The following is a 26,360-nucleotide window of genomic DNA, read 5'->3' as shown; positions in this document are numbered from 1 at the left end:
CTCCGCTTGCTAAGTAGATGGGCTAGGCGATGTGGCGCCAGTCGAGCCCTGAATCTTGATCGGCCAGTTGCAGCCAGTCCGGGTCGCACCCGAGGGTGTCGACAAAACATTGCCGGGCCAGCTGCGGCAGGTTGTTCTTGCTGCTCAGATGGGCCAGGACCAGGTGTTGCAGGCCTTGCCAGCCCAACTCGGCCACCAGGAATGCCGCCTGATGGTTGTTCAAATGTCCCAGCTCGCCGCCCACCCGCTGCTTGAGAAAGTACGGGTAATGACCACGGGCCAGCATGTCTCGGCAATGATTGGACTCGATCATCAACGCATCGAGGTCCCGATAACCGTCCAGCACCTGCTCACAGTATGAACCCAGATCGGTCAGCAGGCCGAAGCGTCGCTGTTCCTGATCACTGAAGACATACTGGGTCGGTTCCTGTGCATCGTGGGCCACGGCAATGACCCGGATGTCCAGAGCTCCGATCTGCAGTTGCTCGCCGCCGGCCACGAAGCCTGCGGGTTCAATCGGTTTGCGCATCCCGCGCAGTGTGCCGCGACTGAGGTAGACCGGCAGATTGTAGCGCCGAGACAGCAAACCCACGCCATGCACGTGGTCGGCATGTTCGTGGGTCACGAGTATCGCGCTCAGTTGCGCCGGGTTCACACCCAGGCGCAACAGGCGTTTTTCGGTTTCCCGCAGGGAAAAACCACAATCCACCAGCACATACGTATCAGCACTGGCGATCAGCGTGCCGTTCCCTTGGCTACCGCTGCCGAGAACGGCAAAACGCATTGGATCAGCCCAGGTTGTCCTGAATCACGCTCAACACTTTGCGGGCCACATCGGCCGGCGCGACGGTGTTGATGTTTTTCTCGACGGTGACCTGAACGTTGTCGCCAACCTTGCTCAGGCGAACCTGATAACGCTCGGCACGGGCTTCAACTTCTTCCTTGGTCGGCGCACTGCCGAACAGGCTGCTGAAGAAACCAGGCTTCTCGTCTTTCTTCTCGGCCTTTTCGGCCAGGTTGATGTAGTACAGGCCCAGGCTGCGGTTGATGTCTTCAACGCGCCACTGACCTTGCTCCAGCGCACGACCGACGCTCGACCAGGCACGATCCAGATCGGAACCGACGTTCAACACCGGGTTGCCACTGCCGTCTTCGCTGAGGGCAACACGGCTCGGAGTATCGAAATCACGGGATGCCAGCATCGACACCGAACCGCCCTTCTCGGAAGTACGGCTCATGCTCGCAAGCATGTCGTCGACCAGTGCAGCGTCCAGGCCGGTGTTGACCGAACGGTTGGTGAAATCGACATTGGCGGTGCTGCCGGCAGGACGCTCGGCGCTGACCACGTAGATTTCACTGGTATTGCGCTGCACGCCCGGCTCGATGCGCACGCGCACGCGGGTCTCGCTGTCGGCACCGACGCCGGCGGCGCTCAGGCGCTTGGCCATGGCGGCGGACAGCTCGTCGGAATGCTGCCAGGTGGTGGTGAATTCGCCGGTTTGCGGGCGCTGCTCATCCAGACGGAAACCGTTATCCTGGAAGAACTGCACAGCCACTGGCCAGACTTCGGCCGGTGGATGCTGGCCCATGACCCAACGCGAATCACCGCTCTTCTGCAGCGAGTAGTCGCTGGCGTCGGCAATCGCCGACAGTGGCTGAGGACGCGGAACCACGTATTCGCCGGTGGCGGTGTCGTCGGCTACGTTACGCGGGATCGGCAGCAGCGGATCCAGGCGCTTGGAGGTGCTGACACCTTCTGGCAGTTGCATCGGTGCAGTCTGTTTCGCTTCCAGGTAGTCGCTACCACGGTCACGGAAATAACCTTCCGGGCCCCAGATCCATCCGCAGCCACTGGTGCTGGAGATAATCAAGGCAAGTGCGGAAAGTCCGGCCATTCGCTTCATGCGTTGTACTTCCTCAATTAAACCAGGACGCTGCACTGGCGCAGGGCCGAGCGCAACGTTTCATGACAAGGAGCGCTCAGCCAGGTCAGCGGCAGGCGAATGCCTTCATGCATCAGGCCCATTTCGACCAAAGCCCACTTCACCGGAATCGGGTTGGCTTCGATGAACAGGTCCTTGTGCAGCGGCATCAGTTTTTCGTTGATGGCCCGTGCGGTCTCGGCGTCGCCCTTGAGCGCGGCCTCGCACAGGTCGGCCATTTCGCGCGGGGCGACGTTGGCGGTGACGGAGATGTTGCCTTTGCCACCCAGCAGGATCAGTTCTACGGCGGTCGGATCATCGCCGGACAGCACGATGAAGTCCTTGCTCACGCCGTCGAGGATTGCCTTGGCGCGTTTCAGGTCGCCAGTGGCTTCCTTGATACCGATGATGTTCGGCACGGTGGACAGACGGATCACGGTCTCGGCCTGCATGTCGCAGGAGGTGCGGCCGGGAACGTTGTAGAGGATCTGCGGGATGTCGACCGCTTCGGCGATGTGCTTGAAGTGCTGGTACAGGCCTTCCTGGGTCGGCTTGTTGTAGTACGGGACGACCAGCAGGCAGGCATCGGCGCCGGCTTCCTTGGCGTTGCGGGTCAGCTCGACGGCTTCGCGGGTCGAGTTGGCACCGGTACCGGCGATCACCGGAATGCGGCCTGCCACCTGTTTGACCACGGCTTTGATGACGGCAATGTGTTCTTCTACATCAAGGGTTGCCGACTCGCCGGTAGTACCGACCGCGACAATGGCATGGGTGCCGTTCTTGAGATGGAAGTCCACGAGTTTGCTGAGGCTGTCCCAGTCAAGACGCCCTTGTGCATCCATGGGTGTGACCAGTGCCACCATACTGCCCGCAATCATGAAACCGCTCCTGCCGGAAAAAGAGAGCGGTAATGGTACTGGCGCCAAGATGCTTGCACAAGCGAAGTACTGCGCCGCCATTCCCCTTGGCGCCGCTTTTCGCTACCCTTCAGACTTTGATCGGTACTGATCAGCTTGTGCGCCGGGTTCCTGCCCCCCGTTTCGGCCTTCCAGACCCCGTTCCAGCGCCGCCGCCTTACGCTCCCTTATTATTGGAGCCGTGGCGACAGGCGAATCGGGTCTTGCGGACAGGTATGCCCCGGCACTCAACGCCCTCACTCTACCGACCGCTCATCGCTTTAGGAATGCTGCATGTCCACCCCCACAGTTCGCGAACAATTCCTTGTCATCAGTGCCCTCGGCGCCAATCCCATGGAGCTGACCAACGTCCTGTGCCGCGCCAGCCATGAAAACCGCTGCGCGGTCGTCACCTCGCGCCTGACCCGCCACGGCGAGTGCAGCGCACTGGTGCTCGAAGTCTCCGGCAGCTGGGACGCCCTGGCCCGCCTGGAAGGCAGCCTGCCAACATTGGCCAAACGTCACTCGTTCACGGTCAACGTGGTGCGCAGCGCCGCCCTGGAAAACCGTCCGCAAGCCCTGCCGTATGTGGCTTACGTGTCGTCGGCCTATCGCCCGGACATCATCAACGAGCTGTGCCAGTTCTTCATGGATCACAACGTCGAACTGGAAAACCTGACCTGCGATACCTATCAGGCACCGCAGACCGGCGGCACCATGCTCAACGCCACGTTCACCGTGACCCTGCCGGCCGGCACCCAGATCAGCTGGCTGCGCGACCAGTTCCTGGACTTCGCCGATGCCATGAACCTCGACGCACTGATCGAACCGTGGCGCCCACAGAACCCAATGTAAGGAAGCTTTCATGGCCGTAGCTATCGATCAACCGGTTGCCGACTTCGAAGCCCCCGCCACCAGCGGGCAGACCTTCAGCCTCTCGGCCCTCAAGGGCAAGCAAGTGGTGATCTACTTCTACCCGAAGGACAGCACCCCGGGCTGCACCACTGAAGGTCAGGGTTTTCGTGATCAGTACGCCGCGTTCAAGGCTGCCAACACGGAAATCTTCGGTATCTCCCGCGACAGCCTGAAGTCCCACGAGAACTTCAAGTGCAAGCAGGAGTTTCCGTTCGAACTGATCAGCGACAAGGACGAAGCCGTCTGCCAGCTGTTCGACGTGATCAAGCTGAAAAAGCTCTATGGCAAGGAATACATGGGCGTGGATCGCAGCACGTTCCTGATCGACAAGGATGGCGTTCTGCGTCAGGAATGGCGCGGCGTGAAAGTGCCGGGTCACGTTGATGCAGTGCTGGCGGCTGCTCAGGCGCTGAACAAGGCCTGATGCTTTCGGCGCCCTGGCGGGCGCCGAATTGCTTTCAAAGCAATGGCGCCACCACCGGTTCCTTGCGCGGCCACGCATCAAGGACAGCCTTGAACAGCGTTGCCAGCGGAATCGCGAAGAACACACCCCAGAAGCCCCACAACCCGCCGAACAACAGCACCGCGCAGATGATCGCCACCGGGTGCAGGTTGACCGCTTCGGAGAACAGCAACGGCACCAGCACGTTGCCATCCAGGGTCTGAATAATCCCGTAGACCGCCATCAGATAGATGAACTGATCGCTCCAGCCCCACTGGAACAGCGCGATCAGCATCACCGGCACCGTCACTACCACCGCCCCGACATACGGCACCACCACCGACACGCCCACCAGCAATGCCAGCAGTGCCGCGTAGTTCAGCCCGAGGGCGACGAAGGCGATGTAGGTCACCCCGCCACAGATCACGATCTCGATGACCTTGCCGCGAATGTAGTTGGCGATCTGCCGGTTCATTTCCTCGGCAACCCGAGTGATCAGCGCCCGCTCACGCGGCAGATAACCGCGTACCCATTCGCCGATCATCACCCGGTCTTTCAAGAAGAAGAACACCAGGATCGGCACCAGGACCAGGTAGATCATGATGTTCACCAGCAGTGGCAGACTCGAGAGTGAGAACGTCAGCGCCCACTGCCCGAATTTACCGATCTCGCCGCGCGCCGCTTCGATGGCTTGCAGCACCTGCTCGTCGGACACCAGATGCGGATAGCGCTCCGGCAGCAGCAACAGCAGCGATTGCCACTTGGCGAGCATGCCCGGCAGCTCGTTGAACAGCGTGATCAATTGATGCCAGAGCAGCGGTAGCACCACGACGATGAACAACAGCAGCATGCCCATGAACAGCGCAAACACCAGCCCCACCGCCGCGCCACCGGGCATGCGCAGGCGTTCAAGCGTGACCACCAGCCCCTGCATCAGATACGCCAGCACCATCCCGGCCAGCACGGGCGCGAGCATTCCGCCAAGGGTAAGCACAGCAGTGAAGGCGAGAATCAACAACACCGCCAGCACCACCGCCTCTTCATCGGAAAAGTAGCGCTGAATCCAGTCGCGTAACACTTTGAACATCAATAATCCTTAGGTCTTTTACGCTGTCGATTTCAGGCTTTTTTCAACCAGTACCGGTAGACGCCCGCCTCGTCTTCTTCACGCAGCAGCGTATGACCGGCCAACCGGGCAAAGGTGCGAAAGTCGCGCTGCGAGCCGGCATCCGTGGCGATCACCTTGAGCACTGCGCCACTGGGCAGCTTGTTCAGCTCCATCTTGGCCTTGAGCAACGGCAACGGGCAATTCAGGCCGCTGGCGTCCAGTTCACAGTCATGGGCTACAGCGTCGGTCATGCGTTACTCCGGTTCAGAGGGTCAGGCTGCCTAGAATATCTGGTCGCAAGCCCGGTGTCCGGCTACAGTAAGGTCTTTGTCGACTAAGGCTTTGTGCATGACATTTTTGCGCCCTACCCTGCTGACGCTCGCTTGCCTGCTCGCCTCACCGGGCTTCGCCGACGACCTGCCGTCACTCGGTGACGCCAGCTCTGCCATCGTCTCGCCACAACAGGAATATCAATTGGGCCGCGCCTGGCTGGCACTGCTGCGCAGCCAGGTTTCACAACTCAACGATCCGCAACTCAAGGACTACGTCGAGTCCAGCGTCTATAAGCTGGTGGAAACCAGTCAGGTCAACGACCGACGCCTGGAATTCATTCTGATCAACAGCCCGCAGCTCAACGCCTTCGCGGCGCCGGGCGGGATTGTCGGGGTCAACGGCGGCCTGTTCCTCAATGCCCAGACCGAAGGTGAATATGCCTCGGTACTGGCTCACGAACTGGCTCACTTGTCCCAACGCCACTTCGCCCGAGGCGTCGAGGCGTCGCAGCGGATGCAGGTGCCAATGATGGCCGCGCTGCTGGCCGGGATCGTCATTGCGGCCGCCGGTGGCGGCGAGGCCGGGATCGCGACCATTGCAGGCACCCAGGCAGCGGCGATCCAGTCGCAACGGACCTTCTCCCGCCAGAACGAACAAGAGGCCGACCGCATCGGCATCCTCAACCTGGAGAAGGCCGGCTACGACCCGCGTTCCATGCCGACCATGTTCGAACGCCTGATGCGCCAGTATCGCTACGACGCCAAGCCGCCAGAATTCCTGCTGACTCACCCGGTGACCGAATCGCGTATCGCCGACACCCGCAACCGTGCGGAACAAGCCAAGCCCGGCGGTATCGAGGACAGCATGCGCTATCAACTGATCCGCGCGCGGGTACAGTTGATCTACGAAGAAACCCCGGGGATGGGTGCCAAACGCTTCCGGGCACAACTGGACGAGAACCCAAAAAACGATGTGGCCCGTTATGGCCTGGCGATCGCCCAGATCAAGGGTGGCCAGTTGAATGAAGCGCGGGAGAATCTCAAGCAACTGCTGGAAAAATCCCCGAACGAGATCATCTACAACCTCGCCCAGGTCGATCTGGACATCACCAACAATCGTCTGGCCGATGCGCAGTCCCGCGTCGACCGCATGCTGACTCAATACCCCGGCAACTACCCGCTGAATCAGGTACGCGTCGATCTGTTGCTGAAACAGAACCGCACCGCCGATGCGGAAAAGGCCTTGGAAGGCTTGTTGAAATCACGCCCGAACGATCCTGACGTCTGGTATCAGGTGGCGGAGACCCGCGGCTTGTCCGGCAACATCATTGGCCTGCATCAGGCCCGTGCCGAATATTTCGCGCTGGTCGGCGATTACCGCCAGGCCATCCAGCAACTGGATTTCGCCAAACGCAAGGCTGGCAGCAACTTCCCGCTGTCGTCACGGATCGATGCTCGTCAGCGCGAACTGATGGAGCAGGAACGCATGATCAAGGACATGATGGGGTAAAAGCTGCAGGCATAAAAAAACCGCCTCTTTCGAGGCGGTTTTTTTTTACTCAACCGCTATCGGGTCATTCAGCCAGCTTGAACGTAATGAAGCTGGCACGACCCTGACGCAGAACCCGCATCGATACCGAGCGATTCTTCGGCAGTGCCTTGGCGATCTCCCCGAACTCCTTGGCCGAACCAATGGCCTGGTTGTTCAGGTGAGTGATGATGTCGCCTGGCTGCAGGCCGATCAGGGCGGCAGGGCCGTCCTGCACATCCTTGATGACCACACCACCTTTCAGGTCGTAGGTTTTCTTCTGTTCGGCGGTCAGCTCGATCACCGAAACACCCAGGCGATTGCTACTGCTCTCGGCTCCGGATTTCGGCAAGGCATCCAGCTCCTTGTCCTCGTCAGGAATTGCGCCGACCGTCAGATCGATAGTCTTGCGCTTGCCGTCACGAATCACTTCCAGACTGGCCTTGGCACCAGCCTTCAGTGCACCGACCAGATGAGGAAGGTCTGCGGACATGACGATCGGCTGACCATTCATGCTCAGGATCACGTCGCCCACTTGCAGGCCGCCCTTGGCTGCCGGACCGTCATCCTGGATCTGCGCCACCAGCGCACCGGCCGGTTTTTCCAGACCGAACGACTCGGCGAGATCCTTGTTCACTTCCTGGATGACCACGCCCAGCCAGCCGCGGCTGACCTTGCCACCACTTTTCAGCTGGTTGGATACATCCATGGCAACGTCGATCGGGATGGCGAAGGAGACGCCCATGAAGCCCCCGGAGCGGGTGTAGATCTGCGAGTTGATCCCCACCACTTCACCGTTCAGATTGAACAGCGGACCACCGGAGTTGCCCGGGTTGATCGGCACGTCGGTCTGGATGAACGGCACATAGTTTTCGTTCGGCAGACTGCGGCCAACGGCGCTGACGATGCCCTGGGTCACCGTGTGATCGAAGCCGAATGGCGAACCGATCGCGACGACCCACTGCCCAGCTTTCAGATCCTGGGATTTGCCGAGTTTGAGTACCGGCAGATCCTTGCCTTCGATTTTCAGCAGGGCCACGTCGGAGCGCGGGTCGGTGCCGATCAGCTTGGCTTTCATTTCACTGCGATCCGCCAGGCGAACGAGGATTTCGTCCGCATCGGCAATCACGTGGTTGTTGGTCAGGATGTAGCCATCAGGCGAGATGATGAAGCCCGAACCCAGCGACTGCGCTTCACGCTGGCGATCACCACGCGGCGAACGTTGTTGCGGCGGCATGCCCCGTTCGAAGAACTCGCGCAGCATCGGTGGCAAGCCTTCCAGATCAGGCATCTGCTGGTTCACTTTGCGATCCGGCAGCTTTTGCGTGGTACTGATGTTCACCACCGCAGGCGAGGCCTGTTCGACCAGCTGGGTGAAATCCGGCAGGTTGACCGGACTGGCCGCGTCAGCCGCCTGGACTGCAGGAACAGCCTGACCGAGCACCAGCACGGTGGCGACAATGGAGAGATAAGACTTCAAGCTTGGTATCGACATACAGCTCCCGTTACGACGAGCAGGGTTAAGCGATATGGAGCAAGGAACACCGGGAACTACAGGCCGGCATTTTTGTTCCGGGAACAACAAAACAAGGCCAGAGCCGTGAGGCTCTGACCTATAAAAAATTTTTGGATTATTTGCAAATGAAAATGCTCAGCAAACATTTCATGTCTCGAACACGAAGTGGAAACTGCTGAAATCAGCTCACTGCTTGCTGGTTGCAGCGCCATCGTTGCGTATCGACAAGGCAATCCGCTCGGCAGTACCGATTGGAATTTCGCCGACCACCGTCACCATCATCTCGCCCTGTGGCGTAGTCAGACGGCGGGATACGGCAACCGTTGGCCCCAGCTGAGTACGTGTATCCGTAACGACGGCACCGTTCAGCGGTTCCAGGAATACCGAGAAACGCGCCAGACCATCGTCATACAGCAGGCTGTTGACCTGGGTCTTGGTGTCAGGGTCCTTGTGCGAGGAACTGCTGGTGAGCTCAAAGCCCGGCGGCAACCAGTCGGATCGCCAGACCTGTGCGGTCTTGACGGCTGAAGCCTTGTCACTGTCGAGGTTGACAGGCTTGCAGTCGGAGGCTGCCTGAAGATCCTTGTCGGATGGAACCTCGGCAGTATCCAGTCGAGTGAACTGGAACCGCTCGAGCAACTGGCCCTTGTCGTTGAGCAGCAACGACTTGAGCGGCAATCCCGTTTCCTTGTCCAGGTGCAGTTCGAATCCGTAGCGATACTGATCCCGTGGCGTCAGCGATACGATTACCGCGTCACGCCCGGCCACACGCGACTTGCCGATCACGGCAAGCTCATACCAATTCTTCAGCTTCTGTGGATCGAGTGGACGAGCGGCAGAGTTTGGAGAATCTCCCAGCCCCGCAATCAGGGTGCCGCTGACGCATTGAGTATGCCCATCAATGCGTACGACTTCCTGTGCCGAACCGTCGAGCTGGAGCAACCGCTCGCGAACCTGCCCGTTCTGGACGCGATGCCAGATGCTGTGGGTAGAAAAACTACCGTTACGCTCGTAAACGAATGTGCCGTGGAAGCTTTGCTGCTGCTCGGCCTGGCCCAGGCGGGTCAGCCAATCCTGGGCCTCATCGGCGTGGGCTGGAACGATGAACCAGCCACTGAGCAGAAGCGAAAGTAGAGGTATGGCGCGCATGATCCTCCTTAACGGTTTTCCAGACTGGCTGCTCGTGCATAAGGCAGTGCGCTTTCAGTACCTTTCAGCGCAGCTTGCTGAGCATGTTGACGCAGGTAACCCGGCAAACGCTGATCGTGCCAGCCTGGCTGGCCCTGCAGCACACCATTGGCCATAGGACCCGTGGCTTCAGAACTCTCATTGTAGCCTGCCAGTACCGCCGGCCCCTTGACCTGCGGAGTAGCCAGCGCTGGCTGATTGGATTGCTGCGCCAGTTCGACACCTGCGATTTCGTCATGGTTATACAGACGAACGCCTGCCAGAACGGCAACGGTCACCGAGGCTGCAACGGCCAGACGACCCAGGCTGCGCCATGGACCGCGGGACACTTTGGCTGGACTGGCTTCATCTTCAAGCGCAGCAGACACCGCCGCAGCGAGATCCAGGCGTGGGAGCAGCAGATCCTTGTGCATGGCTGCCCGAGCGATCTGGTAACGAGCCCAGGTTTCGCGGGTTTCAACATCGTCCAGTGCATTGAGCACTCGACGCAATTCCAGTTCGTCCGCTTCGTTATCCATCACTGCGGACAGCGATTCCTGCAGGGCTTCCCGACTCATGGCGTTCCTCTCTTGGCTGTCGCCGCTGTCTTTAGTTTTCCTGCAACAACGGCTGCAGGGCTTTATCGATGGCCTCCCGGGCGCGGAAAATCCGGGAGCGCACGGTACCAACCGGACATTGCATGACGCTCGCGATGTCCTCGTAACTCAGACCGTCGAATTCGCGCAAAGTTAATGCCGTGCGCAAATCTTCTGGCAGTTGCTGGATGGTTCGATGGACGGTGCCTTCGATCTCATCCCGCAGCAATGCGCGTTCAGGAGATTCGAGATCTTTCAGGCCGTGATCGCCATCATAGAACTCCGCATCTTCGGAACTGACATCGCTATCCGGCGGCCGGCGGCCGCGTGAAACCAGATAGTTCTTCGCCGTGTTGATGGCGATGCGGTACAGCCATGTATAAAAGGCACTGTCTCCGCGAAAGTTTCCAAGCGCTCGATACGCCTTGATAAAGGCTTCTTGCGCAACATCCTGGGCTTCATGGGTGTCGTGCACGAAACGCACGATCAACCCGAGAATTTTGTGTTGATACTTCAACACGAGCAGATCGAAAGCTCGCTTGTCGCCGCGCTGAACGCGCTCGACCAGCTGCTGATCCTCTTCCTGGGTTAGCATGAACACTCCTCGATAAACTCGGAGGAAGCTTGCATGACTAAACGACCGGACTTGCAAACATAGACTCGGGCTTTTCGCAAAAGTTCTCCCCCTCCAAGCAAGTTTCCTGCGGGCTCTGATTTGGCACGCACGAAAAACGCAGCGCGGGATAAACCGGCTGCGCGAATAATCTTTTCATCGGCTCACCGGCGAGAATCCAACCGCAGATTCCGCGTTGAAGCCGACACTGTCCCTTGTTTCGGGCAACTGTCTATTGATCTTGGGCCTCTGGCAAAAGTTCCAAATATTTATAGACGGGCCACGCCGACATTGGGCGACCGTGAGCGGAAAAAGCGTGTTTCATCTGCGATACAGTCGCTTTTTCCCAAAACCGGCGGAAAAAACTTCCGACAAAGCGTCGGCATTTCACCGTTACAGTAGTTTCACAATGCCATATCCACCCGGCTATTGTGCCGCCCCACCCCTCTATATACTAGTGGGCTGTGTGGCTGTCTCGACTCGCCCATCCGCCTGTCTTGCGCCAACCCCGACCCGGGTCGCATTGAGCGGAATCCTGAAATGAGCCAACAGTTTCAACACGATGTTCTGGTGATTGGCAGCGGCGCTGCCGGTTTGAGTCTCGCGCTGACCCTGCCCGGTCACTTGCGCATCGCCGTACTGAGCAAGGGCGATCTCGCCAACGGTTCGACTTATTGGGCCCAGGGTGGCGTGGCGGCCGTGCTGGACGACACAGACACCGTCGAATCCCACGTCGATGACACCCTCAATGCCGGCGGCGGCCTGTGCCATGAAGATGCGGTACGTTTCACCGTCGAGCACAGCAAAGAGGCGATCCAGTGGCTGATCGACCAGGGCGTACCGTTCACCCGTGATGAACAGTCCGGCACTGAAGACGGCGGATTCGAATTCCATCTCACCCGCGAGGGCGGCCACAGCCACCGCCGCATCATCCACGCCGCCGATGCCACTGGCGCCGCGATTTTCACAACCTTGCTGGCCCAGGCAAAAGAACGCCCGAACATCGAGTTGCTGGAACAGCGCGTCGCCGTTGATCTGATCACCGAGCGCCGCCTGGGGCTGGACGGCGACCGCTGCCTCGGCGCCTACGTGCTCAATCGCAAGACCGGCGAAGTCGACACCTACGGCGCCCGATTCGTGATTCTGGCTTCAGGCGGCGCCGCCAAGGTCTACCTCTATACCAGCAACCCTGACGGCGCCTGCGGCGATGGCATCGCCATGGCCTGGCGTTCGGGTTGCCGTGTTGCGAACCTGGAGTTCAATCAGTTCCACCCCACCTGCCTCTATCACCCGCAGGCCAAGAGCTTCCTAGTGACCGAAGCCCTGCGCGGTGAAGGCGCACATTTGAAGTTGCCCAACGGCGAACGCTTCATGCAGCGTTTCGACTCGCGCGCCGAACTGGCACCACGGGACATCGTCGCCCGGGCCATCGACCATGAGATGAAGCGTCTGGGTGTCGACTGCGTCTATCTCGACATCAGCCACAAGCCCGAAGCCTTCATCAAATCGCACTTTCCGACCGTCTACGAGCGCTGCCTCGGATTCGGCATCGACATCACCAAACAACCGATCCCGGTCGTCCCGGCGGCGCACTACACCTGCGGCGGCGTCATGGTAGACCAACAGGGCCGCACCGACGTGCCCGGCCTGTACGCCATCGGCGAAACCAGCTTCACCGGCCTGCACGGCGCCAACCGCATGGCCAGCAATTCGTTGCTGGAATGCTTCGTTTATGCCCGTTCGGCAGCCGCGGACATTCTCGAACAACTGTCCGATATCGCCATCCCCCGCGCCCTGCCCGCCTGGGATGCGAGCCAGGTGACCGATTCCGACGAAGACGTGATCATCGCGCACAACTGGGACGAGCTGCGGCGCTTCATGTGGGACTACGTCGGCATCGTGCGCACCAACAAACGTCTGCAACGGGCACAACACCGTGTACGTCTGTTGCTGGACGAAATCGACGAGTTCTACAGCAACTATAAAGTCAGCCGCGACCTGATCGAGTTGCGCAATCTGGCACAAGTGGCGGAATTGATGATCCGCTCAGCCATGGAGCGCAAGGAGAGCCGAGGCCTGCATTACACCCTCGACTACCCGGATCTGCTGCCCGAAGCGCTCGACACTATTCTGGTGCCGCCCACCTACGCCGGCTGAACTTGAGCCGCACCCGCAGGCGTCGGTGCAGATCCGCCGCCTGCGCATCCCGGGGCACGCAGATCGACCTGACCCGACGCTCGCCGCGCAACCGAAAGCGCAGCACCACGATCAATGGCAGCGCCAGGCTGTCCGGGCGCAACTGCACCGGCTGCCAGCCATCGGCCTGATTCCACAATTGCCAGCCATCGGCGTCACGACGCAATCCGCAGAATGCCTTGGGATGACTCAGCAGAATCTGGCGGGGCAACACCCACGACGCATGGATCAGGCAGGCGACTGCACCGAGCAGACTGACCCAGAAAGGGATGACAAGCAGAAACAGGGCGCACAGGGCGAACGCCTGAGCCAGGAGATACGCCGCCAGCAATTGCCGTGAGGCCTGCCAGCGGCATTCGAACGTGTTACTTGGGCTGGACACGATCCAGAATCATGCGAACCATGCGTTGCAGCTCGGGATCTTCCGATTCGCTGCGTTCCATGAACCAGCCGAACATGTCCTGATCCTCGCATTCCAGCAGGCGGACATACAGCGCACGGTCCACCTCGTTCAGATTCGAGTAGACCTCTTTCACGAACGGCACCAGCAACACGTCAAGCTCAAGCATGCCGCGACGGCTGTGCCAAAAGAGGCGATTCAGTTCAACTTGTTCGACCATGGAGCGCTCCTCAAATAGGCCGCAAGTATACAGGCCCGAGGCGGGCCGAACAGTCGGCTTTGGTCGGGCACCACCGATCCTTTATGAACTACCCATTTCAACACCACCCCCTTATGATGTGCCCCAGTCTATTTACCCTGCGATGACCCATGGCCGATTCTGCTTTTTTCTGCACCCTGTCTCATGAAGGCGTTCTCGCGGTTCGCGGCGCGGATGCCGGCAAATTCCTGCAAGGCCAGTTGACCTGCAACATCAATTACCTGAGTGATGACCGGGCCAGCCTCGGCGCCCGTTGCACGCAGAAAGGCCGGATGCAGTCGAGTTTCCGCATCGTGCTTGAAGGCGACGGCGTGCTGCTGGCCATGGCCGGCGAACTGCTGGAGCCGCAACTGGCGGATCTGAAAAAATACGCAGTGTTTTCCAAATCGAAACTGACCGAGGAAAGTGCCTCATGGGTGCGCTTCGGGCTGGAGCATGGGGACGCAGCCCTGAGCAGCCTGGGTCTGGAACTGCCGGTGGACACCGACAGCGTGGTTCGCCACGAAGGGCTGATCGCGATTCGCGTCTCCCCCGATCGTGCCGAACTCTGGGCGCCAGCCGATCAGGCCGACGCCATCAAAGGCAAGCTGTCTGCACAACTGAGCGAAGCCGAACTCAATCAATGGCTGCTGGGCCAGATCCGCGCCGGTATCGGCCAGGTCATGCCGAGTACCCGCGAGCTGTTCATTCCGCAGATGCTCAATCTGCAAGCCGTCGGCGGCGTGAGCTTCAAGAAAGGCTGCTACACCGGGCAGGAAATCGTCGCGCGCATGCAGTACCTGGGCAAGCTCAAGCGTCGCCTGTACCGCGTGCAACTGGACGCCAGTGAATTGCCGGAGCCTGGCACCCCGCTGTTCGCCCCGAGCCACGGCAGTTCCATCGGCGAAGTGGTGCTGGCCGCCCGCGCCGAGAAAAATATTGAACTGCTGGCGGTGTTGCAGGCCGAAGCTGCCGACGCAGGCGATTTGCATCTGGGCACGGCCGAAGAAGGTCCGGCGCTGCACTTGCTCGACCTGCCTTACGAACTGGATCGCGACCGCGAAATCCAGCGTTGATCGCAGCATTTGTTGCAACACCCTAGAGAAATGACATGAGTGATCTGGCGGATAAGGTCCAACAGGATTTAGTTGAGGCCATCGATAACGATGACCTGGTTCTGCCAACGTTACCGGAAGTGGCCCTGCAGATTCGCAAGGCCGCCGAAGACCCGGATATCAGCGTCAGCGACCTGAGCAAAGTGATTGGCCGCGACACGGCGCTGTCGGCGCGCCTGATCAAAGTGGTCAACAGCCCGCTGCTGCGCGCCACCCAGGAAGTCACCGACCTGCACACCGCGATCACCCGGCTGGGCGTCAACTACAGCAGTAACCTGGCGATCGGTCTGGTGATGGAGCAGATCTTCCACGCCCGCTCCGAGGTGGTGGAACAGAAAATGCGCGAAGTCTGGCGCAAGAGTCTGGAAATCGCCGGGGTCAGCTACGCATTGTGCCGCCGCTATACCCAGCTCAAGCCCGATCAGGCTGCGCTGGGCGGACTGGTGCATCAGATTGGCGTACTGCCGATCCTGACCTATGCCGAAGACCATTACGAACTGCTGTCGGACCCCGTCAGCCTCAATCATGTGATCGACCACATTCATCCGCTTATCGGCGACAAGTTGCTGCGGGTCTGGGAATTCCCGGAGCGCCTCGTGGAGTTGCCGGGGTTGTATCAGGACCTGAAACGCGAATCGCCCCAGGTCGATTACGTGGATCTGGTGCAAGTGGCCAGCCTGTATTGCCACAAGGACAGCGATCATCCCCTCGCCCGGATCGACCCGCTCAGCGTTCCGGCCTTTCGCAAGCTCGGGATCGACATCGACAACAAGGTGTTGTGCGCGGATCTGGAAGAATCGCGGTCGATGTTCTACTGAGTCTCAACCCGCAATAAAACTCACCCGCACCTTCAACCCCGCCTGCTCGCCATCATGCAGCGTGATCTGCGCCAGATGCGCGCGGCAGATTTCCCCGACAATCGCCAGCCCCAGCCCGGAACCGGCGATCTGCTGATTGCGTCGGTAAAAACGTTCGAACACCCGGTCACGCTCATCCTGGGGAATGCCCGGGCCGTCGTCCTCGACCTCCAGCACCGCCGGCGACTTCACTCGCAAGATCACGTTGCCCCCCGACGGCGTGTGCGCCAGCGCGTTGTCCACCAGATTGCTCAGCAGCTCGTTGAGCAAGGTCGGCTCGCCGCGCAGCCAGACCGGTTCGTCCGCTTCCAGTGCCAACGCCACGCCGCGCGCATGAGCCAGCGGCGCCATGGCCATGCCCAGCTCCCGGGCCAACTGGCTTAGATCGAGCAACTGCGCGCCGCCCTCGGCAATCGCCCGGGCGCCGTTTTCCACCCGGGCCAGCGACAGCAATTGGTTGGCCAGATGGGTCAGGCGATCGGTGCTTTGTGCCGATGATTCCAGCGTGTCGCGCCAGGTTTGCGGCTCGCTCGAGCGCAACCCCAATTCAAGACGCGCCTTGAGCGCCGCCAGCGGCGTACGCAGTTCGTGGGCCGCATCGGCGATGAATTGCGCCTGCCGCTCGAATTGCCCGCGCAAGCGCTCGGTGAAGTGATTGAGCGCCCGCACCAGCGGCCATAATTCGTGCTGCACTTCCACCAACGGCAAGGGTCGCAGATCGTCGGGCTGACGTTCCTCCACTGCAGTGCGCAGTCGCTCGATCGGTCGCAACGCCGCGCTGACCGCAAACCACACCAGCAACAATGCTCCGATTGCCAGCATGCCCAGCCTCAACAAAGTGTCGGCCGCCAGACTGCGGGCCATGCTGACGCGTGCTTCGTCGGTTTCGGCGACGCGGATTTCCGCCATGCCGTTCATGTTCGGTTCGGTCACGGCTTTCAACAGACTGACGACGCGCACGTTCTGCCCCTGATACGTGGCGTTGTAAAAGCGCGCGAGTGCCGGATAGCTGTCGGTTCTCGGCGTTCCCGGCGGCGGGCCCGGCAGGTTTTCATAGCCGGAAATCAGCTTCTGGTGAATGTCGTTGACCTGGTAATAGATTCGTCCCGCGCTGTCGTAGGCGAAGGTATCGAGGGCCACGTAAGGCACGTCGGCACTGAGGCTGCCGTCCCGCTGCGAAAGGCCGGCGGCGATGGTTCGCGCCGACGCCAGCAACGTGCGGTCATAAGCGGTGTCGGCGGCTTCGCGACCGTTCCAGTAAGCGCTCAGGCCGCTGGCCAGCATCAACACCACCAGCAGCAGTGCGAGGTTCCACAGTAACCGCCAGCGCAGACTGCTGGGCTTATGCATCGCGGCTTTCCAGCAGATAACCCAGGCCACGGAAGGTCACGATGGCCACCGCATGACCGTCGAGTTTCTTGCGCAGGCGATGCACGTAGATTTCGATGGCGTCGGGGCTGGCTTCCTCGTCGAGCCCGAAGACCTGCGACGCCAGTTGCTCCTTGCTCATCACCCGGCCAGGGCGGGCGATCAGCGCTTCGAGCACCGCTTGTTCGCGGGACGTCAGTGTCAGCAGTTCTTCGCCAAGAGTGAAGCGCCGGGTCTCCAGGTCATAGGCCAATACGCCACAGCGCTGGATGCGTTCGCCGCCGAGCACGCTGCGACGCAACAGGGCTTTGACCCGGGCCTCAAGCTCCGTCAATTCAAATGGTTTGGCCAGATAATCGTCGGCGCCGAGATTGAGCCCGTGAACCCGATCCTTGACGTCGCTGCGGGCCGTCAGCATCAGCACCGGCAGGTTCTTGCCCCGTGCCCGCAGACGCGCCAGCACTTCGAATCCGTCCATGCGCGGCAGGCCGACATCGAGGATCGCCATCGCGTATTCCTCGCTGCCCAGCGCCAGGTCGGCGGCCACGCCATCGTGCAGCACGTCCACGGTCAGACCGGTGCTCTTGAGCGCCTGGGCGACGCTTTCGGCCAGTTGCAGATGGTCTTCGACGAGCAGAACACGCATGGATCTCTACCTCATTCAGGGATGGCCGGCGCCATTCTTTGCCGCGGAGTTTACAGCCGCAACCGCCGCTGTGAAGCCCGAAAACGCGTTAAAGCCCGCTGAAAGGTTAGCGAAAGGTTTGGCCGATAGAGTCGGGTTACGGAATGTTTCGGCTTCCGTCGCTGCTGCCACACCGCGATACGAAAAACGCCTCGAAGCGTTTTCGACCAATAAGAACAATAAACGGAGTACACCCCGCATGCCGTCCTTGCAGACCAAGGCTCCTACGCCTGTCCGTCCTTCCCGTTTCAGCCACACCGCCCTTGCCAGTGCCGCCGCCCTCGCCGGTTTTGCACCGATGAGCTACGCCGATTTCATCGAAGACAGTTCCGCCACCTTCGAAACCCGCAACATGTATTTCAACCGCGACTTTCGCGACGGCACCAGTGCCCAGCAGTCCAAGCGCGACGAGTGGGCCCACGGCTTCATGCTCAATCTGCAATCGGGTTATACCGACGGCACCGTGGGGTTCGGTGTCGATGCACTGGGGATGTTGGGGGTCAAGCTCGATTCAAGCCCGGACCGCACTGGCACCGGCCTGCTGCCGACTCACGATGACGGGCGCGCGGCAAACGAATACTCCAAGGTTGGCCTGACCGGCAAAGTGAAGATCTCCGCCACCGAACTGAAAATCGGCAGCCTGATTCCGGAACTGCCGATCCTCAAGCCGAACGACGGGCGCATCCTGCCGCAGACTTTCGAAGGTGGTTTGCTGACCTCCAAAGAGATCAAGAATCTGACCTTCACCGGTGGCCGTCTGGACAAGGCCAAGGACCGCGACAGCACCGATTTCGAGGACATTGCCCTCAACAACAAGAACGGCCGTTTCGCCGGCACCGTCGCCGGCAAGCACTTCGACTTTGCCGGCGTGGACTACAAGTTCACCGACAAGATCACCGGCAGTTACCACTTCGCCCAGCTCGACGAAGTCTACAACCAGCACTTCTTCGGACTGGTCGCCTCGCGGCCGATGGGCCCGGGCACTTTCGCCACCGACTTGCGTTTCGCCGTCAGTGACGATCAGGGCGCCGCCCGTGGCGGCAAGATCGACAACCGCTCGCTCAACGGTCTGGTCAGTTATGCCCTGAGCGGCCACAAGTTTACCGCCGGTTATCAGCACATGTCCGGCGACAGCGCCTTCCCTTATGTCGATGGCAGCGACCCGTACCTGGTCAACTTCGTGCAGATCAACGACTTCGCCGGCGCCGAAGAACGTTCCTGGCAGGCACGCTACGACTTCGACTTCGCCAGACTCGGCATCCCCGGCCTGAGCTTCATGAGCCGCTACCTGAGCGGTGACAACATCAAGCTCAAGAACGGCGATGAAGGCAAGGAGTGGGAGCGCAACACCGAGATCAAATATGTAGTACAAAGCGGCGCCCTGAAGGACGTTGCCGTGCGTTTGCGTAATGCCACTTACCGTTCCAACTACTCCGCTCGCGATGCCGATGAAGTGCGTCTGCTGGTGAGCTATAGCGTTGCCCTTTGGTAATTCAGTACGTCCATAACAACAACTCCCAAGGAGACATAGATGAACTTATCACTGCGTAAAGTCGCTCTGGCCGCTGGCGTCATGCTGTTCGCCGGTCAACTGATGGCTGAACCGAAACGTCCGGAATGCATCGCCCCGGCCTCCCCCGGTGGCGGTTTCGACCTGACCTGCAAACTGGCGCAAAGCGCGCTGGTCAACGAAAAACTGCTGACCAAACCGATGCGCGTGACCTACATGCCCGGTGGTGTCGGCGCGGTGGCGTACAACGCCGTTGTGGCGCAGCGCCCGGCAGACGCCGGTACGCTGGTGGCCTGGTCCAGCGGTTCTCTGCTGAACCTGGCACAAGGCAAGTTCGGCCGTTTCGATGAAACCAACGTGCGCTGGCTGGCGGCGGTCGGCACCAGCTACGGTGCCATCGCAGTGAAAAGCGATTCGCCCTACAAAACCCTCGATGATCTCGTTCAGGCGCTGAAGAAAGATCCGAGCGCCGTGGTCATCGGTTCCGGCGGCACTGTCGGCAGCCAGGACTGGATGCAGACCGCACTGATCGCCAAAGCCGCCGGGATCAACCCGCGTGACCTGCGCTACGTCGCCCTCGAAGGTGGCGGCGAGATCGCCACCGCCCTGCTCGGCGGCCACATCCAGGTCGGCAGCACCGACATCTCCGACTCCATGCCGCACATCCAGAGCGGCGACATGCGCCTGCTGGCCGTGTTCGCCGAAAACCGTCTGGACGAGCCGGAAATGAAAGGCATCCCGACCGCTCGCGAGCAAGGCTACGACATCGTCTGGCCGGTGGTTCGCGGTTTCTACCTCGGGCCGAAAGTCAGCGATGAAGACTACGCCTGGTGGAAAGGTGCCTTCGACAAACTGCTGGCTTCCGACGAGTTCGCCAAGCTGCGCGATCAGCGTGAACTGTTCCCGTTCGCCATGACCGGCCCGGAGTTGGACACCTATGTGAAGAAGCAAGTCGCGGATTACAAAGTGCTGGCCAAAGAGTTCGGCCTGATCCAGTGATCGTCTCTGTCTAGCGGTCATGGCCTCGCGCATCGAGGTCATGGCCCAGGAGTTCCTCATGCTGATTCAACGCATTTTTGCCTCGGTGTTGCTGCTGGCTTGTGCCGGTCTGGCACTGATGGCCTGGCCCTATCAGGCTGCGTTTTCCTACGAGCCGGTCGGCCCGCGGGCGTTTCCTCTGCTGATGCTTGGCCTGATGAGCCTGGCGCTGCTGTACATGGTGTTTCGCCCGGCACCGATCAAACACAGTGAAGACGAGCCGCCGCTGGACCGCGAAACCCTGACCAAGATCAGCATCTGCGTGCTGTTGCTGCTGGTGTTCGCCGGTCTGTTCGAGCCGCTGGGCTTCATCCTCAGCAGTTGCCTGATCGGCATCCCGATGGCGCGCCTGTACGGCGGCCGCTGGTTGCCCAGCATTGTGGTGACCACGCTGATGGCCATCGGTCTGTACCTGCTGTTCGACCGCCTGATGGACGTACCGCTGCCCCTCGGCCTGCTCGACGTTCTGGAGAACTGATATGGATACGCTCGGATATTTGGGACAGGGCTTCGGCGTCGCGCTGAGCCCGTACAACCTGGTCACCGCGCTGACCGGTACGCTGATCGGCACCGTGGTCGGGCTGTTGCCGGGCCTCGGCCCGATCAATGGTGTGGCGTTGCTGATTCCGATCGCCTTCGCCCTCGGTCTGCCGCCGGAGTCGGCGCTGATCCTGCTCGCGGCGGTGTACCTGGGCTGCGAATACGGCGGCCGGATCAGTTCGATCCTGCTGAACATTCCCGGCGAAGCCTCCACCGTGATGACCACCCTCGACGGCTACCCGATGGCCCGCCAGGGTCTGGCCGGGGTTGCGTTGTCGCTGTCGGCGTGGAGCTCGTTCATCGGTGCGTTCATCGCCACCTGCGGCATGGTGCTGTTCGCGCCGTTGCTGGCGAAATGGGCGATTGCCTTCGGGCCCGCGGAATATTTCGTACTGATGGTGTTCGCGATTGTCTGCCTCGGCGGCATGGCCGGTGACCGACCGCTGAAGACGTTCATTGCAGCGTTGATCGGTCTGTTCCTGTCCAGCGTCGGCATCGACGCCAACAGCGGCGTATACCGTTTTACCGGCGACAACATTCACCTGACCGACGGCATTCAGTTCGTGGTGCTGGTGCTGGGCCTGTTCTCGATCAGCGAAATCCTTCTGCTGCTGGAGAAAACCCATCGCGGCCAGGAAGCGGTGAAAGCCACCGGGCGGATGATGTTCAACTTCAAGGAAGCGGCGTCAGTGTTCGTGGTGAACATCCGTTGCGGCCTGCTCGGCTTCATCATGGGCGTATTGCCGGGCGCCGGCGCGACCCTGGCCAGTGCCGTGGCCTACATGACCGAGAAACGCATCGCCGGTGCCGACGGCAAATTCGGCGAAGGTGACAAGCGCGGTCTCGCCGCCCCGGAAACCGCCATCGGTGCATCCGCCTGCGGCGCGCTGGTGCCGATGCTGACCCTCGGTGTTCCGGGTTCGGGCACCACGGCGGTGATGATCGGCGCCCTGTCGCTGTACAACATCACTCCGGGCCCGCTGTTGTTCCAGCAACAACCGGACATCGTCTGGGGCCTGATCGCGTCGCTGTTCATCGCCAACATCATGCTGGTGATCCTGAACATCCCGATGATCCGCATCTTCACCCGCATCCTCGCCGTGCCGAACTGGGCGCTGGTGCCGGTGATCGCGATCATTACCGGGATCGGCGTGTACGCGGTGCATGCCACCACGTTCGACCTGTTCCTGATGGTCGGCATCGGCATCTTCGGCTACATCCTGCGCAAACTGGACTTCCCGCTGTCGCCGGTCCTGCTGGGGTTCATCCTCGGTGGTCTGATGGAGCAGAACCTGCGTCGTGCGCTGTCGATCTCCAACGGTGCGCTGGAAATCCTCTGGTCGAGCCCGATCACCTTCGGCGTCTGGGTGCTGACCGCGATCATGTTGCTGATGCCGCTGCTGCGGATCTGGCGCAAACGTTCGGTCGCGCGGCGCGCCATCGCCGATGTTTGATCGGTCCTTCAAAACCTGGTGGGGAACCCCGCTGGTCGGTCTGCTTGGCGGTTTCATCGCCAGCCAGATCGGCTGGCCGCTGCCGTGGATGGTCGGCTCGTTGCTGGCGATCATCCTGGTGCGCTGCCTGACGCCGTGGCAACTCACCGAAATCCCCGGCGGCCGCAAGTGCGGCCAGTGGATCGTCGGGATCGGCATCGGCCTGCACTTCACCCCGCTGGTGATGGAGCAGGTGCTGAGTCACTTTGGCCTGATCTTCTTCGGGGCGCTGGTCACCAGCCTGTCGGCAGTGGTTGGCGTGTGGCTTATGCGCCGCACCGGCGAAGACCGCGCCACGGCGTTTTTCTCCAGCATGCCTGGCGGCTCCGGCGAGATGGTCAACCTCGGCGCACGCAACGGCGCGCTGCTCAGCCATGTCGCGGCCGGGCAGAGTCTGCGGGTGCTGGTGGTAGTGCTGTGTGTGCCGGCGGCATTCAAATATCTGCTGGGCGATGGTGCCCCGATTTCTCATGCCGGCAGCGTCGATTGGCGCTGGCTGGCGATTCTGTTTCCGGCGGGCGGCTTGCTCGCCTGGCTCTGGCAACGTCTGCGTCAACCCAATCCGTGGCTGTTCGGGCCGTTGCTGGTCAGCGCGGCGGTGAGTATTGGCTGGGATCTGCATATCGGTCTGCCCAATGGTGGCAGTCAGGTTGGTCAGTGGCTGATCGGCAGCGGACTGGGCTGTCACTTCAACCGGCAGTTCTTCCGACGTGCGCCGTCGTTCATGGGGCGCACGTTGATCGGCACGGCGCTGACCATGTTGATCGCCACATTGGCGGCGTTGGGGCTGAGCGCAATGACGCATCTGGATCTGCGTTCGCTGACCCTGGGCATGATGCCCGGGGGGATCGCCGAGATGAGCCTGACGGCGGAAACCCTGCAACTGTCGGTGCCGCTGGTGACGGCGATGCAGGTGATGCGGCTGTTGTTCGTGTTGTTTCTGGCGGAACCGTTGTTCAAATACTGGAACCGCCAGCCTTGAGCATCAGACCACCGACGGCAGGCGCCACTCGATCGGCGCTTCGCCGTTCTGCTCCAGGAACTTGTTGGTACGGCTGAAGTGCCCGCAGCCGAGGAAGCCGCGATAGGCCGATAGCGGCGACGGGTGCACCGAAGTCAACACCAGATGCTTGGTGGCGTCGATCAGCTTTTGTTTGCTCTGGGCATGGGAGCCCCAGAGCATGAACACCAGATGCGGCTGCCGCTGGCTGACCACTTCGATGATCCGGTCAGTGAAAAACTGCCAGCCCTTGTCCTTGTGCGCGTTGGCATTGGCACGCTCGACGGTCATGGTGGTGTTGAGCATCAGCACGCCCTGATCGGCCCAACTCTGCAGATAGCCATGGTTGGGGATGTCGATGTTCAGATCGCGTTTCAGCTCTTTGTAGATGTTGACCAGCGACGGCGGCGCCGGCACGCCCGGTTGCACCGAGAAGCACAAGCCGTGGGCCTGGCCCGGGCCGTGGTAGGGGTCCTGGCCGAGGATGACCACTTTCACCTTGTCCAGCGGCGTCGAGTTCAGTGCATTGAAAATCAGCGGTCCCGGCGGATAGATTTCCTTGCCGGCCGCCCGCTCCTGCTGCAGAAAATTGCGCAACTCTGCCATATAGGGCTGGTCGAACTCAGCACGCAGTGCCTCCTTCCAGCTCGGTTCGAGTTTGATACGGTCGTCAGCAGTCATGGTCATACCCGGCAAAAACAATGGGGCGAACCCTAGGAAAGCCGACCACGCTTGTCAATTGATCTGACGCAGATCCGGCACTTTCCCACACAGCGATCATACTGATCGTTCAAATTCCCGATCGAGGTCACGATGAATCTGCACTTCGAAGAACTGACCGGCACCGACGGCGCGCGCATCGGCATAGCCACGCTGGATGCCGAAAAGTCGCTCAATGCACTGTCCCTGCCGATGATCCACGCCCTGAGCGACAAACTGAACGCCTGGGCCAAGGATCCACAAATTGTCTGCGTGCTGCTGCGCGGCAATGGCGCCAAGGCCTTCTGTGCCGGCGGCGAGGTGCGCAGCCTGGTGGAAGCCTGCCGCGCCCATCCCGGCGAAGTGCCGCCACTGGCTGCGCAGTTTTTCAGCGCGGAATACCGTCTCGACTACAGCCTGCACACCTACCCGAAGCCGTTGATCTGCTGGGGTCATGGTTATGTGCTCGGCGGCGGCATGGGCCTCTTGCAAGGCGCACACATCCGGATCGTCACGCCGAGCAGTCGATTGGCGATGCCGGAAATCAGTATCGGCCTGTACCCGGATGTCGGTGCCAGTTGGTTTCTGTCGCGACTGCCGGGCAAGCTCGGTTTGTTCCTCGGCCTGACCGGCGCGCACATGAATGGCCGTGATGCGCTCGACCTGGATCTGGCCGACCGCTTCCTGCTCGACGAACAGCAGCAGGAACTGATCGATGGCCTGCTGCAACTGAACTGGCAGGAACAGACCGCGATGCAGCTCAACAGCCTGCTCAAGGCGTTGCAGCAGGAAGCTGTGGCGCAAATGCCTGAGGCGCAATGGCTGCCGCGTCGTCAGGCAATCGATGATCTGCTGGATGTCAGCGACGTGAGCTGCGCCTGGAAAGCCATCAGCCTGCAACGGGACAGCAACGACCTGCTGATTGCCCGGGCGGCGAAAACCATGAGTGAAGGTTCGCCGCTGACCGCGCATCTGGTGTGGGAACAGATCGTCCGCGCCCGCCACTTGTCACTGGCCGAAGTCTTTCAGATGGAATACACCCTGAGCCTCAATTGCTGCCGGCATCCGGAGTTCAGCGAAGGGGTTCGCGCGCGGTTGATCGACAAGGATCACAAACCGCACTGGCATTGGCCGGACATCGCACGGGTGCCGGAAGCGGTGGTCGAGGCGCACTTTCACAAGGTCTGGGAGGGGCGGCATCCGTTGGCGGATCTCTCCAGTTACTGAAATCCGGGCATAAAAAAAGCGGCGCTCAATGCGCCGCTTTTTTGCGGGGGGTTACCAGCGGTTGCCGCGCCAGTGATCGCCACGGTCATGGTTACCACGACCGCGATGATCGTCCCAGCCACCACGACGGTGGCCATCCCAGCGTCCACGATCATCGCCGTGCCAGCGGCGGCTCTCGTAGTAGCGCGGGGCCGGTTGGTAGTACCGGGGCGCCGAATAATAACGTGGCGCCGGTTGGTAATAGCGTGGTGCAGGCTGGTAGTAACGCGGGGCTGAATAATAGGTGCTGCCACCGCTGTAATAAGTGCCGCCACCTGTGTAATAAGCCGGTGCGGGGGATGTGTAGACCTCTGACCTGTAATAGCTGTCTCCGTAGGAATAAGGGACGCAACCGGCAACGGAAAAAAGCAACGCGGCAAGCAGAAGAATTCGGCGATACATGGCGGCCTCCTGGACCGCGGGTAGCCACACCAGCGACGCTGGCAGGCGTCAGTCTTTCATTCGGCGACTGACGAAATATCTGACAGCGTTTTCGGAATCTGGTGCGTTTCTGTAACAACTTGAAACATGTGCTTGATGAAACCTTGTTCACGAAAACGACGCCGCACTCAGCCACCGATCAGTGATGCCAGCCGTGATAGCCGCCGCGATAACCTCGCCCGTAGCCTCGATACCCGTAACCGCCATAGTAGTAACGGGCGCCACCGTAATAGCGCGGGCCGTAGTAGCCACCGTAGTAATAGGGCGAGTAATAGCCTGGATAGTAATAAGGCGCGGAGTAAACGTCGTAGCCGCCACCGTAGTAATAACAGCCGGACAGCCCCAGACCGAGCACTGCTCCCAGCAGCACCCGACGCAGCAATTTTGCAGTTCTCATGACGGCCTCCTGGAAGACCTGTGACAGCAGTCGGCACAGACCGGCTGACAACAGTTTTGACTGGCTGACCGCTGCCGAGTGCCAACTTCCATCGCCCGTCGGATCAGCGGCGCAACAGGCTGCTCATTTCAGGCAAATATGC

Annotated in this window: 28 protein-coding genes; 12 read left to right on the top strand and 16 right to left on the bottom strand. The window is 60.7% G+C overall.

The window, feature by feature from the left end; genetic code table 11:
• Positions 1-22 precede the first annotated feature (22 nt).
• Genes ACKLNA_RS14965 through dapA form a run of 3 tightly spaced genes read right to left on the bottom strand, consistent with a single transcriptional unit; the run spans position 23 to position 2,800 of the window.
• Positions 23-784, bottom strand: a complete 762-nt coding sequence (locus tag ACKLNA_RS14965) for an MBL fold metallo-hydrolase (RefSeq protein WP_085710246.1) — start codon at positions 782-784, stop codon at positions 23-25.
• A 4-nt stretch (positions 785-788) separates the two neighbouring features.
• The gene (gene bamC, locus ACKLNA_RS14960; RefSeq protein WP_085710245.1) at positions 789-1,904 is read right to left on the bottom strand and encodes an outer membrane protein assembly factor BamC; all 1,116 of its coding nucleotides are present in this window, start codon (positions 1,902-1,904) and stop codon (positions 789-791) included.
• Between the two features lie 17 nt (positions 1,905-1,921).
• The gene (gene dapA, locus ACKLNA_RS14955) at positions 1,922-2,800 is read right to left on the bottom strand and encodes a 4-hydroxy-tetrahydrodipicolinate synthase (protein ID WP_085710243.1); all 879 of its coding nucleotides are present in this window, start codon (positions 2,798-2,800) and stop codon (positions 1,922-1,924) included.
• A gap of 312 nt (positions 2,801-3,112) precedes the next feature.
• On the opposite strand from dapA, the gene ACKLNA_RS14950 reads away from it, so the two are divergent.
• Positions 3,113-3,673, top strand: a complete 561-nt coding sequence (locus ACKLNA_RS14950; protein ID WP_085710242.1) for a glycine cleavage system protein R — start codon at positions 3,113-3,115, stop codon at positions 3,671-3,673.
• 10 nt (positions 3,674-3,683) lie between these two features.
• A complete protein-coding gene (locus ACKLNA_RS14945) occupies positions 3,684-4,157 on the top strand; it encodes a peroxiredoxin (protein ID WP_408986288.1) in 474 nt (157 codons plus the stop codon).
• A gap of 34 nt (positions 4,158-4,191) precedes the next feature.
• Here the strand turns inward: ACKLNA_RS14945 and ACKLNA_RS14940 are convergent, their stop codons facing one another.
• Positions 4,192-5,262: an AI-2E family transporter gene (locus ACKLNA_RS14940; RefSeq protein WP_408986287.1), complete on the bottom strand. Its 1,071-nt coding sequence runs from the start codon at positions 5,260-5,262 to the stop codon at positions 4,192-4,194.
• Between the two features lie 32 nt (positions 5,263-5,294).
• The gene (locus ACKLNA_RS14935) at positions 5,295-5,534 is read right to left on the bottom strand and encodes a sulfurtransferase TusA family protein (protein ID WP_007963279.1); all 240 of its coding nucleotides are present in this window, start codon (positions 5,532-5,534) and stop codon (positions 5,295-5,297) included.
• A gap of 97 nt (positions 5,535-5,631) precedes the next feature.
• Here ACKLNA_RS14935 and ACKLNA_RS14930 point away from each other — a divergent pair, with 97 nt between their 5' ends.
• Positions 5,632-7,065, top strand: coding sequence for a M48 family metalloprotease (locus tag ACKLNA_RS14930; RefSeq protein WP_408986286.1), 1,434 nt, complete (start codon positions 5,632-5,634; stop codon positions 7,063-7,065).
• Between the two features lie 64 nt (positions 7,066-7,129).
• On the opposite strand, the gene ACKLNA_RS14925 is transcribed toward ACKLNA_RS14930, so the two are convergent.
• The 4 genes from ACKLNA_RS14925 to rpoE all read right to left on the bottom strand — a co-directional run bounded on the left by ACKLNA_RS14925 (position 7,130) and on the right by rpoE (position 10,957).
• Complete coding sequence (locus tag ACKLNA_RS14925) at positions 7,130-8,578, bottom strand: DegQ family serine endoprotease (protein WP_134825788.1); 1,449 nt, start codon at positions 8,576-8,578, stop codon at positions 7,130-7,132.
• 207 nt (positions 8,579-8,785) lie between these two features.
• Entirely contained in the window at positions 8,786-9,748 is a 963-nt protein-coding gene (locus ACKLNA_RS14920; RefSeq protein ID WP_085710237.1) for a MucB/RseB C-terminal domain-containing protein, read from the bottom strand.
• An 8-nt stretch (positions 9,749-9,756) separates the two neighbouring features.
• On the bottom strand, positions 9,757-10,344 hold the full coding sequence (locus ACKLNA_RS14915) for a sigma-E factor negative regulatory protein (protein WP_408986285.1): 588 nt from the start codon (positions 10,342-10,344) through the stop codon (positions 9,757-9,759).
• A 31-nt stretch (positions 10,345-10,375) separates the two neighbouring features.
• On the bottom strand, positions 10,376-10,957 hold the full coding sequence (gene rpoE, locus ACKLNA_RS14910) for an RNA polymerase sigma factor RpoE (RefSeq protein WP_003172477.1): 582 nt from the start codon (positions 10,955-10,957) through the stop codon (positions 10,376-10,378).
• Between the two features lie 558 nt (positions 10,958-11,515).
• Between rpoE and nadB the strand changes: the two genes are divergently transcribed.
• Positions 11,516-13,132 (top strand): L-aspartate oxidase, encoded by a 1,617-nt coding sequence (gene nadB / locus ACKLNA_RS14905; RefSeq protein WP_408986284.1) that lies wholly within the window; start codon positions 11,516-11,518, stop codon positions 13,130-13,132.
• Here nadB and ACKLNA_RS14900 read toward each other — a convergent pair.
• Together ACKLNA_RS14900 and ACKLNA_RS14895 are read right to left on the bottom strand one after the other, a co-directional pair.
• Complete coding sequence (locus tag ACKLNA_RS14900) at positions 13,101-13,553, bottom strand: protein YgfX (protein ID WP_408986283.1); 453 nt, start codon at positions 13,551-13,553, stop codon at positions 13,101-13,103. The two genes, nadB and ACKLNA_RS14900, sit on opposite strands and share 32 nt — an antisense overlap.
• Complete coding sequence (locus ACKLNA_RS14895; protein WP_065257636.1) at positions 13,537-13,791, bottom strand: succinate dehydrogenase assembly factor 2; 255 nt, start codon at positions 13,789-13,791, stop codon at positions 13,537-13,539. Before ACKLNA_RS14895 ends, ACKLNA_RS14900 begins: the two co-directional genes overlap by 17 nt.
• A gap of 149 nt (positions 13,792-13,940) precedes the next feature.
• On the opposite strand from ACKLNA_RS14895, the gene ACKLNA_RS14890 reads away from it, so the two are divergent.
• A complete protein-coding gene (locus ACKLNA_RS14890) occupies positions 13,941-14,885 on the top strand; it encodes a YgfZ/GcvT domain-containing protein (RefSeq protein ID WP_408986282.1) in 945 nt (314 codons plus the stop codon).
• 35 nt (positions 14,886-14,920) lie between these two features.
• Positions 14,921-15,742, top strand: coding sequence for an HDOD domain-containing protein (locus ACKLNA_RS14885; RefSeq protein WP_114881789.1), 822 nt, complete (start codon positions 14,921-14,923; stop codon positions 15,740-15,742).
• 3 nt (positions 15,743-15,745) lie between these two features.
• Here ACKLNA_RS14885 and ACKLNA_RS14880 read toward each other — a convergent pair whose 3' ends face one another.
• Positions 15,746-17,131, bottom strand: coding sequence for a sensor histidine kinase (locus tag ACKLNA_RS14880; RefSeq protein ID WP_408986281.1), 1,386 nt, complete (start codon positions 17,129-17,131; stop codon positions 15,746-15,748).
• On the bottom strand, positions 17,124-17,795 hold the full coding sequence (locus tag ACKLNA_RS14875; RefSeq protein ID WP_085710230.1) for a response regulator: 672 nt from the start codon (positions 17,793-17,795) through the stop codon (positions 17,124-17,126). Before ACKLNA_RS14875 ends, ACKLNA_RS14880 begins: the two co-directional genes overlap by 8 nt.
• 238 nt (positions 17,796-18,033) lie before the next feature.
• Between ACKLNA_RS14875 and ACKLNA_RS14870 the strand changes: the two genes are divergently transcribed.
• Genes ACKLNA_RS14870 through ACKLNA_RS14850 form a run of 5 tightly spaced genes read left to right on the top strand, consistent with a single transcriptional unit; the run spans position 18,034 to position 23,397 of the window.
• Positions 18,034-19,326, top strand: coding sequence for an OprD family porin (locus ACKLNA_RS14870; RefSeq protein WP_408986280.1), 1,293 nt, complete (start codon positions 18,034-18,036; stop codon positions 19,324-19,326).
• A 39-nt stretch (positions 19,327-19,365) separates the two neighbouring features.
• Positions 19,366-20,343: a tripartite tricarboxylate transporter substrate binding protein gene (locus ACKLNA_RS14865; RefSeq protein WP_119428757.1), complete on the top strand. Its 978-nt coding sequence runs from the start codon at positions 19,366-19,368 to the stop codon at positions 20,341-20,343.
• Positions 20,344-20,401: 58 nt separating this feature from the next.
• Positions 20,402-20,860 (top strand): tripartite tricarboxylate transporter TctB family protein, encoded by a 459-nt coding sequence (locus ACKLNA_RS14860; RefSeq protein WP_114886620.1) that lies wholly within the window; start codon positions 20,402-20,404, stop codon positions 20,858-20,860.
• Position 20,861: 1 nt separating this feature from the next.
• Entirely contained in the window at positions 20,862-22,376 is a 1,515-nt protein-coding gene (locus ACKLNA_RS14855; RefSeq protein ID WP_085710226.1) for a tripartite tricarboxylate transporter permease, read from the top strand.
• Entirely contained in the window at positions 22,369-23,397 is a 1,029-nt protein-coding gene (locus tag ACKLNA_RS14850) for an AbrB family transcriptional regulator (RefSeq protein ID WP_408986279.1), read from the top strand. The genes ACKLNA_RS14855 and ACKLNA_RS14850 overlap by 8 nt, the downstream gene beginning before the upstream one ends.
• Before the next feature lie 3 nt (positions 23,398-23,400).
• Here the strand turns inward: ACKLNA_RS14850 and ung are convergent, their stop codons facing one another.
• On the bottom strand, positions 23,401-24,096 hold the full coding sequence (ung, locus tag ACKLNA_RS14845) for a uracil-DNA glycosylase (protein WP_085710669.1): 696 nt from the start codon (positions 24,094-24,096) through the stop codon (positions 23,401-23,403).
• A gap of 132 nt (positions 24,097-24,228) precedes the next feature.
• On the opposite strand from ung, the gene ACKLNA_RS14840 reads away from it, so the two are divergent.
• Positions 24,229-25,341: an enoyl-CoA hydratase/isomerase family protein gene (locus ACKLNA_RS14840; protein WP_408986278.1), complete on the top strand. Its 1,113-nt coding sequence runs from the start codon at positions 24,229-24,231 to the stop codon at positions 25,339-25,341.
• Between the two features lie 51 nt (positions 25,342-25,392).
• Here ACKLNA_RS14840 and ACKLNA_RS14835 read toward each other — a convergent pair whose 3' ends face one another.
• Both ACKLNA_RS14835 and ACKLNA_RS14830 read right to left on the bottom strand, forming a co-directional pair.
• Entirely contained in the window at positions 25,393-25,782 is a 390-nt protein-coding gene (locus ACKLNA_RS14835) for a hypothetical protein (RefSeq protein WP_085710220.1), read from the bottom strand.
• 178 nt (positions 25,783-25,960) lie between these two features.
• On the bottom strand, positions 25,961-26,218 hold the full coding sequence (locus ACKLNA_RS14830) for a hypothetical protein (RefSeq protein WP_192553046.1): 258 nt from the start codon (positions 26,216-26,218) through the stop codon (positions 25,961-25,963).
• Between the last annotated feature and the right edge of the window lie 142 nt (positions 26,219-26,360).

This window comes from Pseudomonas sp. UV AK001 (assembly GCF_046097675.1).
GTDB lineage: Bacteria > Pseudomonadota > Gammaproteobacteria > Pseudomonadales > Pseudomonadaceae > Aquipseudomonas > Aquipseudomonas kribbensis.
This window is presented reverse-complemented; position numbering and strand designations above follow the sequence as displayed.

Bases quoted from the DNA above. Each gene is read 5' to 3' on its own strand.
- ACKLNA_RS14965 (WP_085710246.1), bottom strand. From the start codon at position 784: ATGCGTTTTGCCGTTCTCGGCAGCGGTAGCCAAGGGAACGGCACGCTG.
- bamC (WP_085710245.1), bottom strand. From the start codon at position 1,904: ATGAAGCGAATGGCCGGACTTTCCGCACTTGCCTTGATTATCTCCAGC.
- dapA (WP_085710243.1), bottom strand. From the start codon at position 2,800: ATGATTGCGGGCAGTATGGTGGCACTGGTCACACCCATGGATGCACAA.
- ACKLNA_RS14950 (WP_085710242.1), top strand. From the start codon at position 3,113: ATGTCCACCCCCACAGTTCGCGAACAATTCCTTGTCATCAGTGCCCTC.
- ACKLNA_RS14945 (WP_408986288.1), top strand. From the start codon at position 3,684: ATGGCCGTAGCTATCGATCAACCGGTTGCCGACTTCGAAGCCCCCGCC.
- ACKLNA_RS14940 (WP_408986287.1), bottom strand. From the start codon at position 5,262: ATGTTCAAAGTGTTACGCGACTGGATTCAGCGCTACTTTTCCGATGAA.
- ACKLNA_RS14935 (WP_007963279.1), bottom strand. From the start codon at position 5,534: ATGACCGACGCTGTAGCCCATGACTGTGAACTGGACGCCAGCGGCCTG.
- ACKLNA_RS14930 (WP_408986286.1), top strand. From the start codon at position 5,632: ATGACATTTTTGCGCCCTACCCTGCTGACGCTCGCTTGCCTGCTCGCC.
- ACKLNA_RS14925 (WP_134825788.1), bottom strand. From the start codon at position 8,578: ATGTCGATACCAAGCTTGAAGTCTTATCTCTCCATTGTCGCCACCGTG.
- ACKLNA_RS14920 (WP_085710237.1), bottom strand. From the start codon at position 9,748: ATGCGCGCCATACCTCTACTTTCGCTTCTGCTCAGTGGCTGGTTCATC.
- ACKLNA_RS14915 (WP_408986285.1), bottom strand. From the start codon at position 10,344: ATGAGTCGGGAAGCCCTGCAGGAATCGCTGTCCGCAGTGATGGATAAC.
- rpoE (WP_003172477.1), bottom strand. From the start codon at position 10,957: ATGCTAACCCAGGAAGAGGATCAGCAGCTGGTCGAGCGCGTTCAGCGC.
- nadB (WP_408986284.1), top strand. From the start codon at position 11,516: ATGAGCCAACAGTTTCAACACGATGTTCTGGTGATTGGCAGCGGCGCT.
- ACKLNA_RS14895 (WP_065257636.1), bottom strand. From the start codon at position 13,791: ATGGTCGAACAAGTTGAACTGAATCGCCTCTTTTGGCACAGCCGTCGC.
- ACKLNA_RS14890 (WP_408986282.1), top strand. From the start codon at position 13,941: ATGGCCGATTCTGCTTTTTTCTGCACCCTGTCTCATGAAGGCGTTCTC.
- ACKLNA_RS14885 (WP_114881789.1), top strand. From the start codon at position 14,921: ATGAGTGATCTGGCGGATAAGGTCCAACAGGATTTAGTTGAGGCCATC.
- ACKLNA_RS14880 (WP_408986281.1), bottom strand. From the start codon at position 17,131: ATGCATAAGCCCAGCAGTCTGCGCTGGCGGTTACTGTGGAACCTCGCA.
- ACKLNA_RS14875 (WP_085710230.1), bottom strand. From the start codon at position 17,795: ATGCGTGTTCTGCTCGTCGAAGACCATCTGCAACTGGCCGAAAGCGTC.
- ACKLNA_RS14870 (WP_408986280.1), top strand. From the start codon at position 18,034: ATGCCGTCCTTGCAGACCAAGGCTCCTACGCCTGTCCGTCCTTCCCGT.
- ACKLNA_RS14865 (WP_119428757.1), top strand. From the start codon at position 19,366: ATGAACTTATCACTGCGTAAAGTCGCTCTGGCCGCTGGCGTCATGCTG.
- ACKLNA_RS14860 (WP_114886620.1), top strand. From the start codon at position 20,402: ATGCTGATTCAACGCATTTTTGCCTCGGTGTTGCTGCTGGCTTGTGCC.
- ACKLNA_RS14855 (WP_085710226.1), top strand. From the start codon at position 20,862: ATGGATACGCTCGGATATTTGGGACAGGGCTTCGGCGTCGCGCTGAGC.
- ACKLNA_RS14850 (WP_408986279.1), top strand. From the start codon at position 22,369: ATGTTTGATCGGTCCTTCAAAACCTGGTGGGGAACCCCGCTGGTCGGT.
- ung (WP_085710669.1), bottom strand. From the start codon at position 24,096: ATGACTGCTGACGACCGTATCAAACTCGAACCGAGCTGGAAGGAGGCA.
- ACKLNA_RS14840 (WP_408986278.1), top strand. From the start codon at position 24,229: ATGAATCTGCACTTCGAAGAACTGACCGGCACCGACGGCGCGCGCATC.
- ACKLNA_RS14835 (WP_085710220.1), bottom strand. From the start codon at position 25,782: ATGTATCGCCGAATTCTTCTGCTTGCCGCGTTGCTTTTTTCCGTTGCC.
- ACKLNA_RS14830 (WP_192553046.1), bottom strand. From the start codon at position 26,218: ATGAGAACTGCAAAATTGCTGCGTCGGGTGCTGCTGGGAGCAGTGCTC.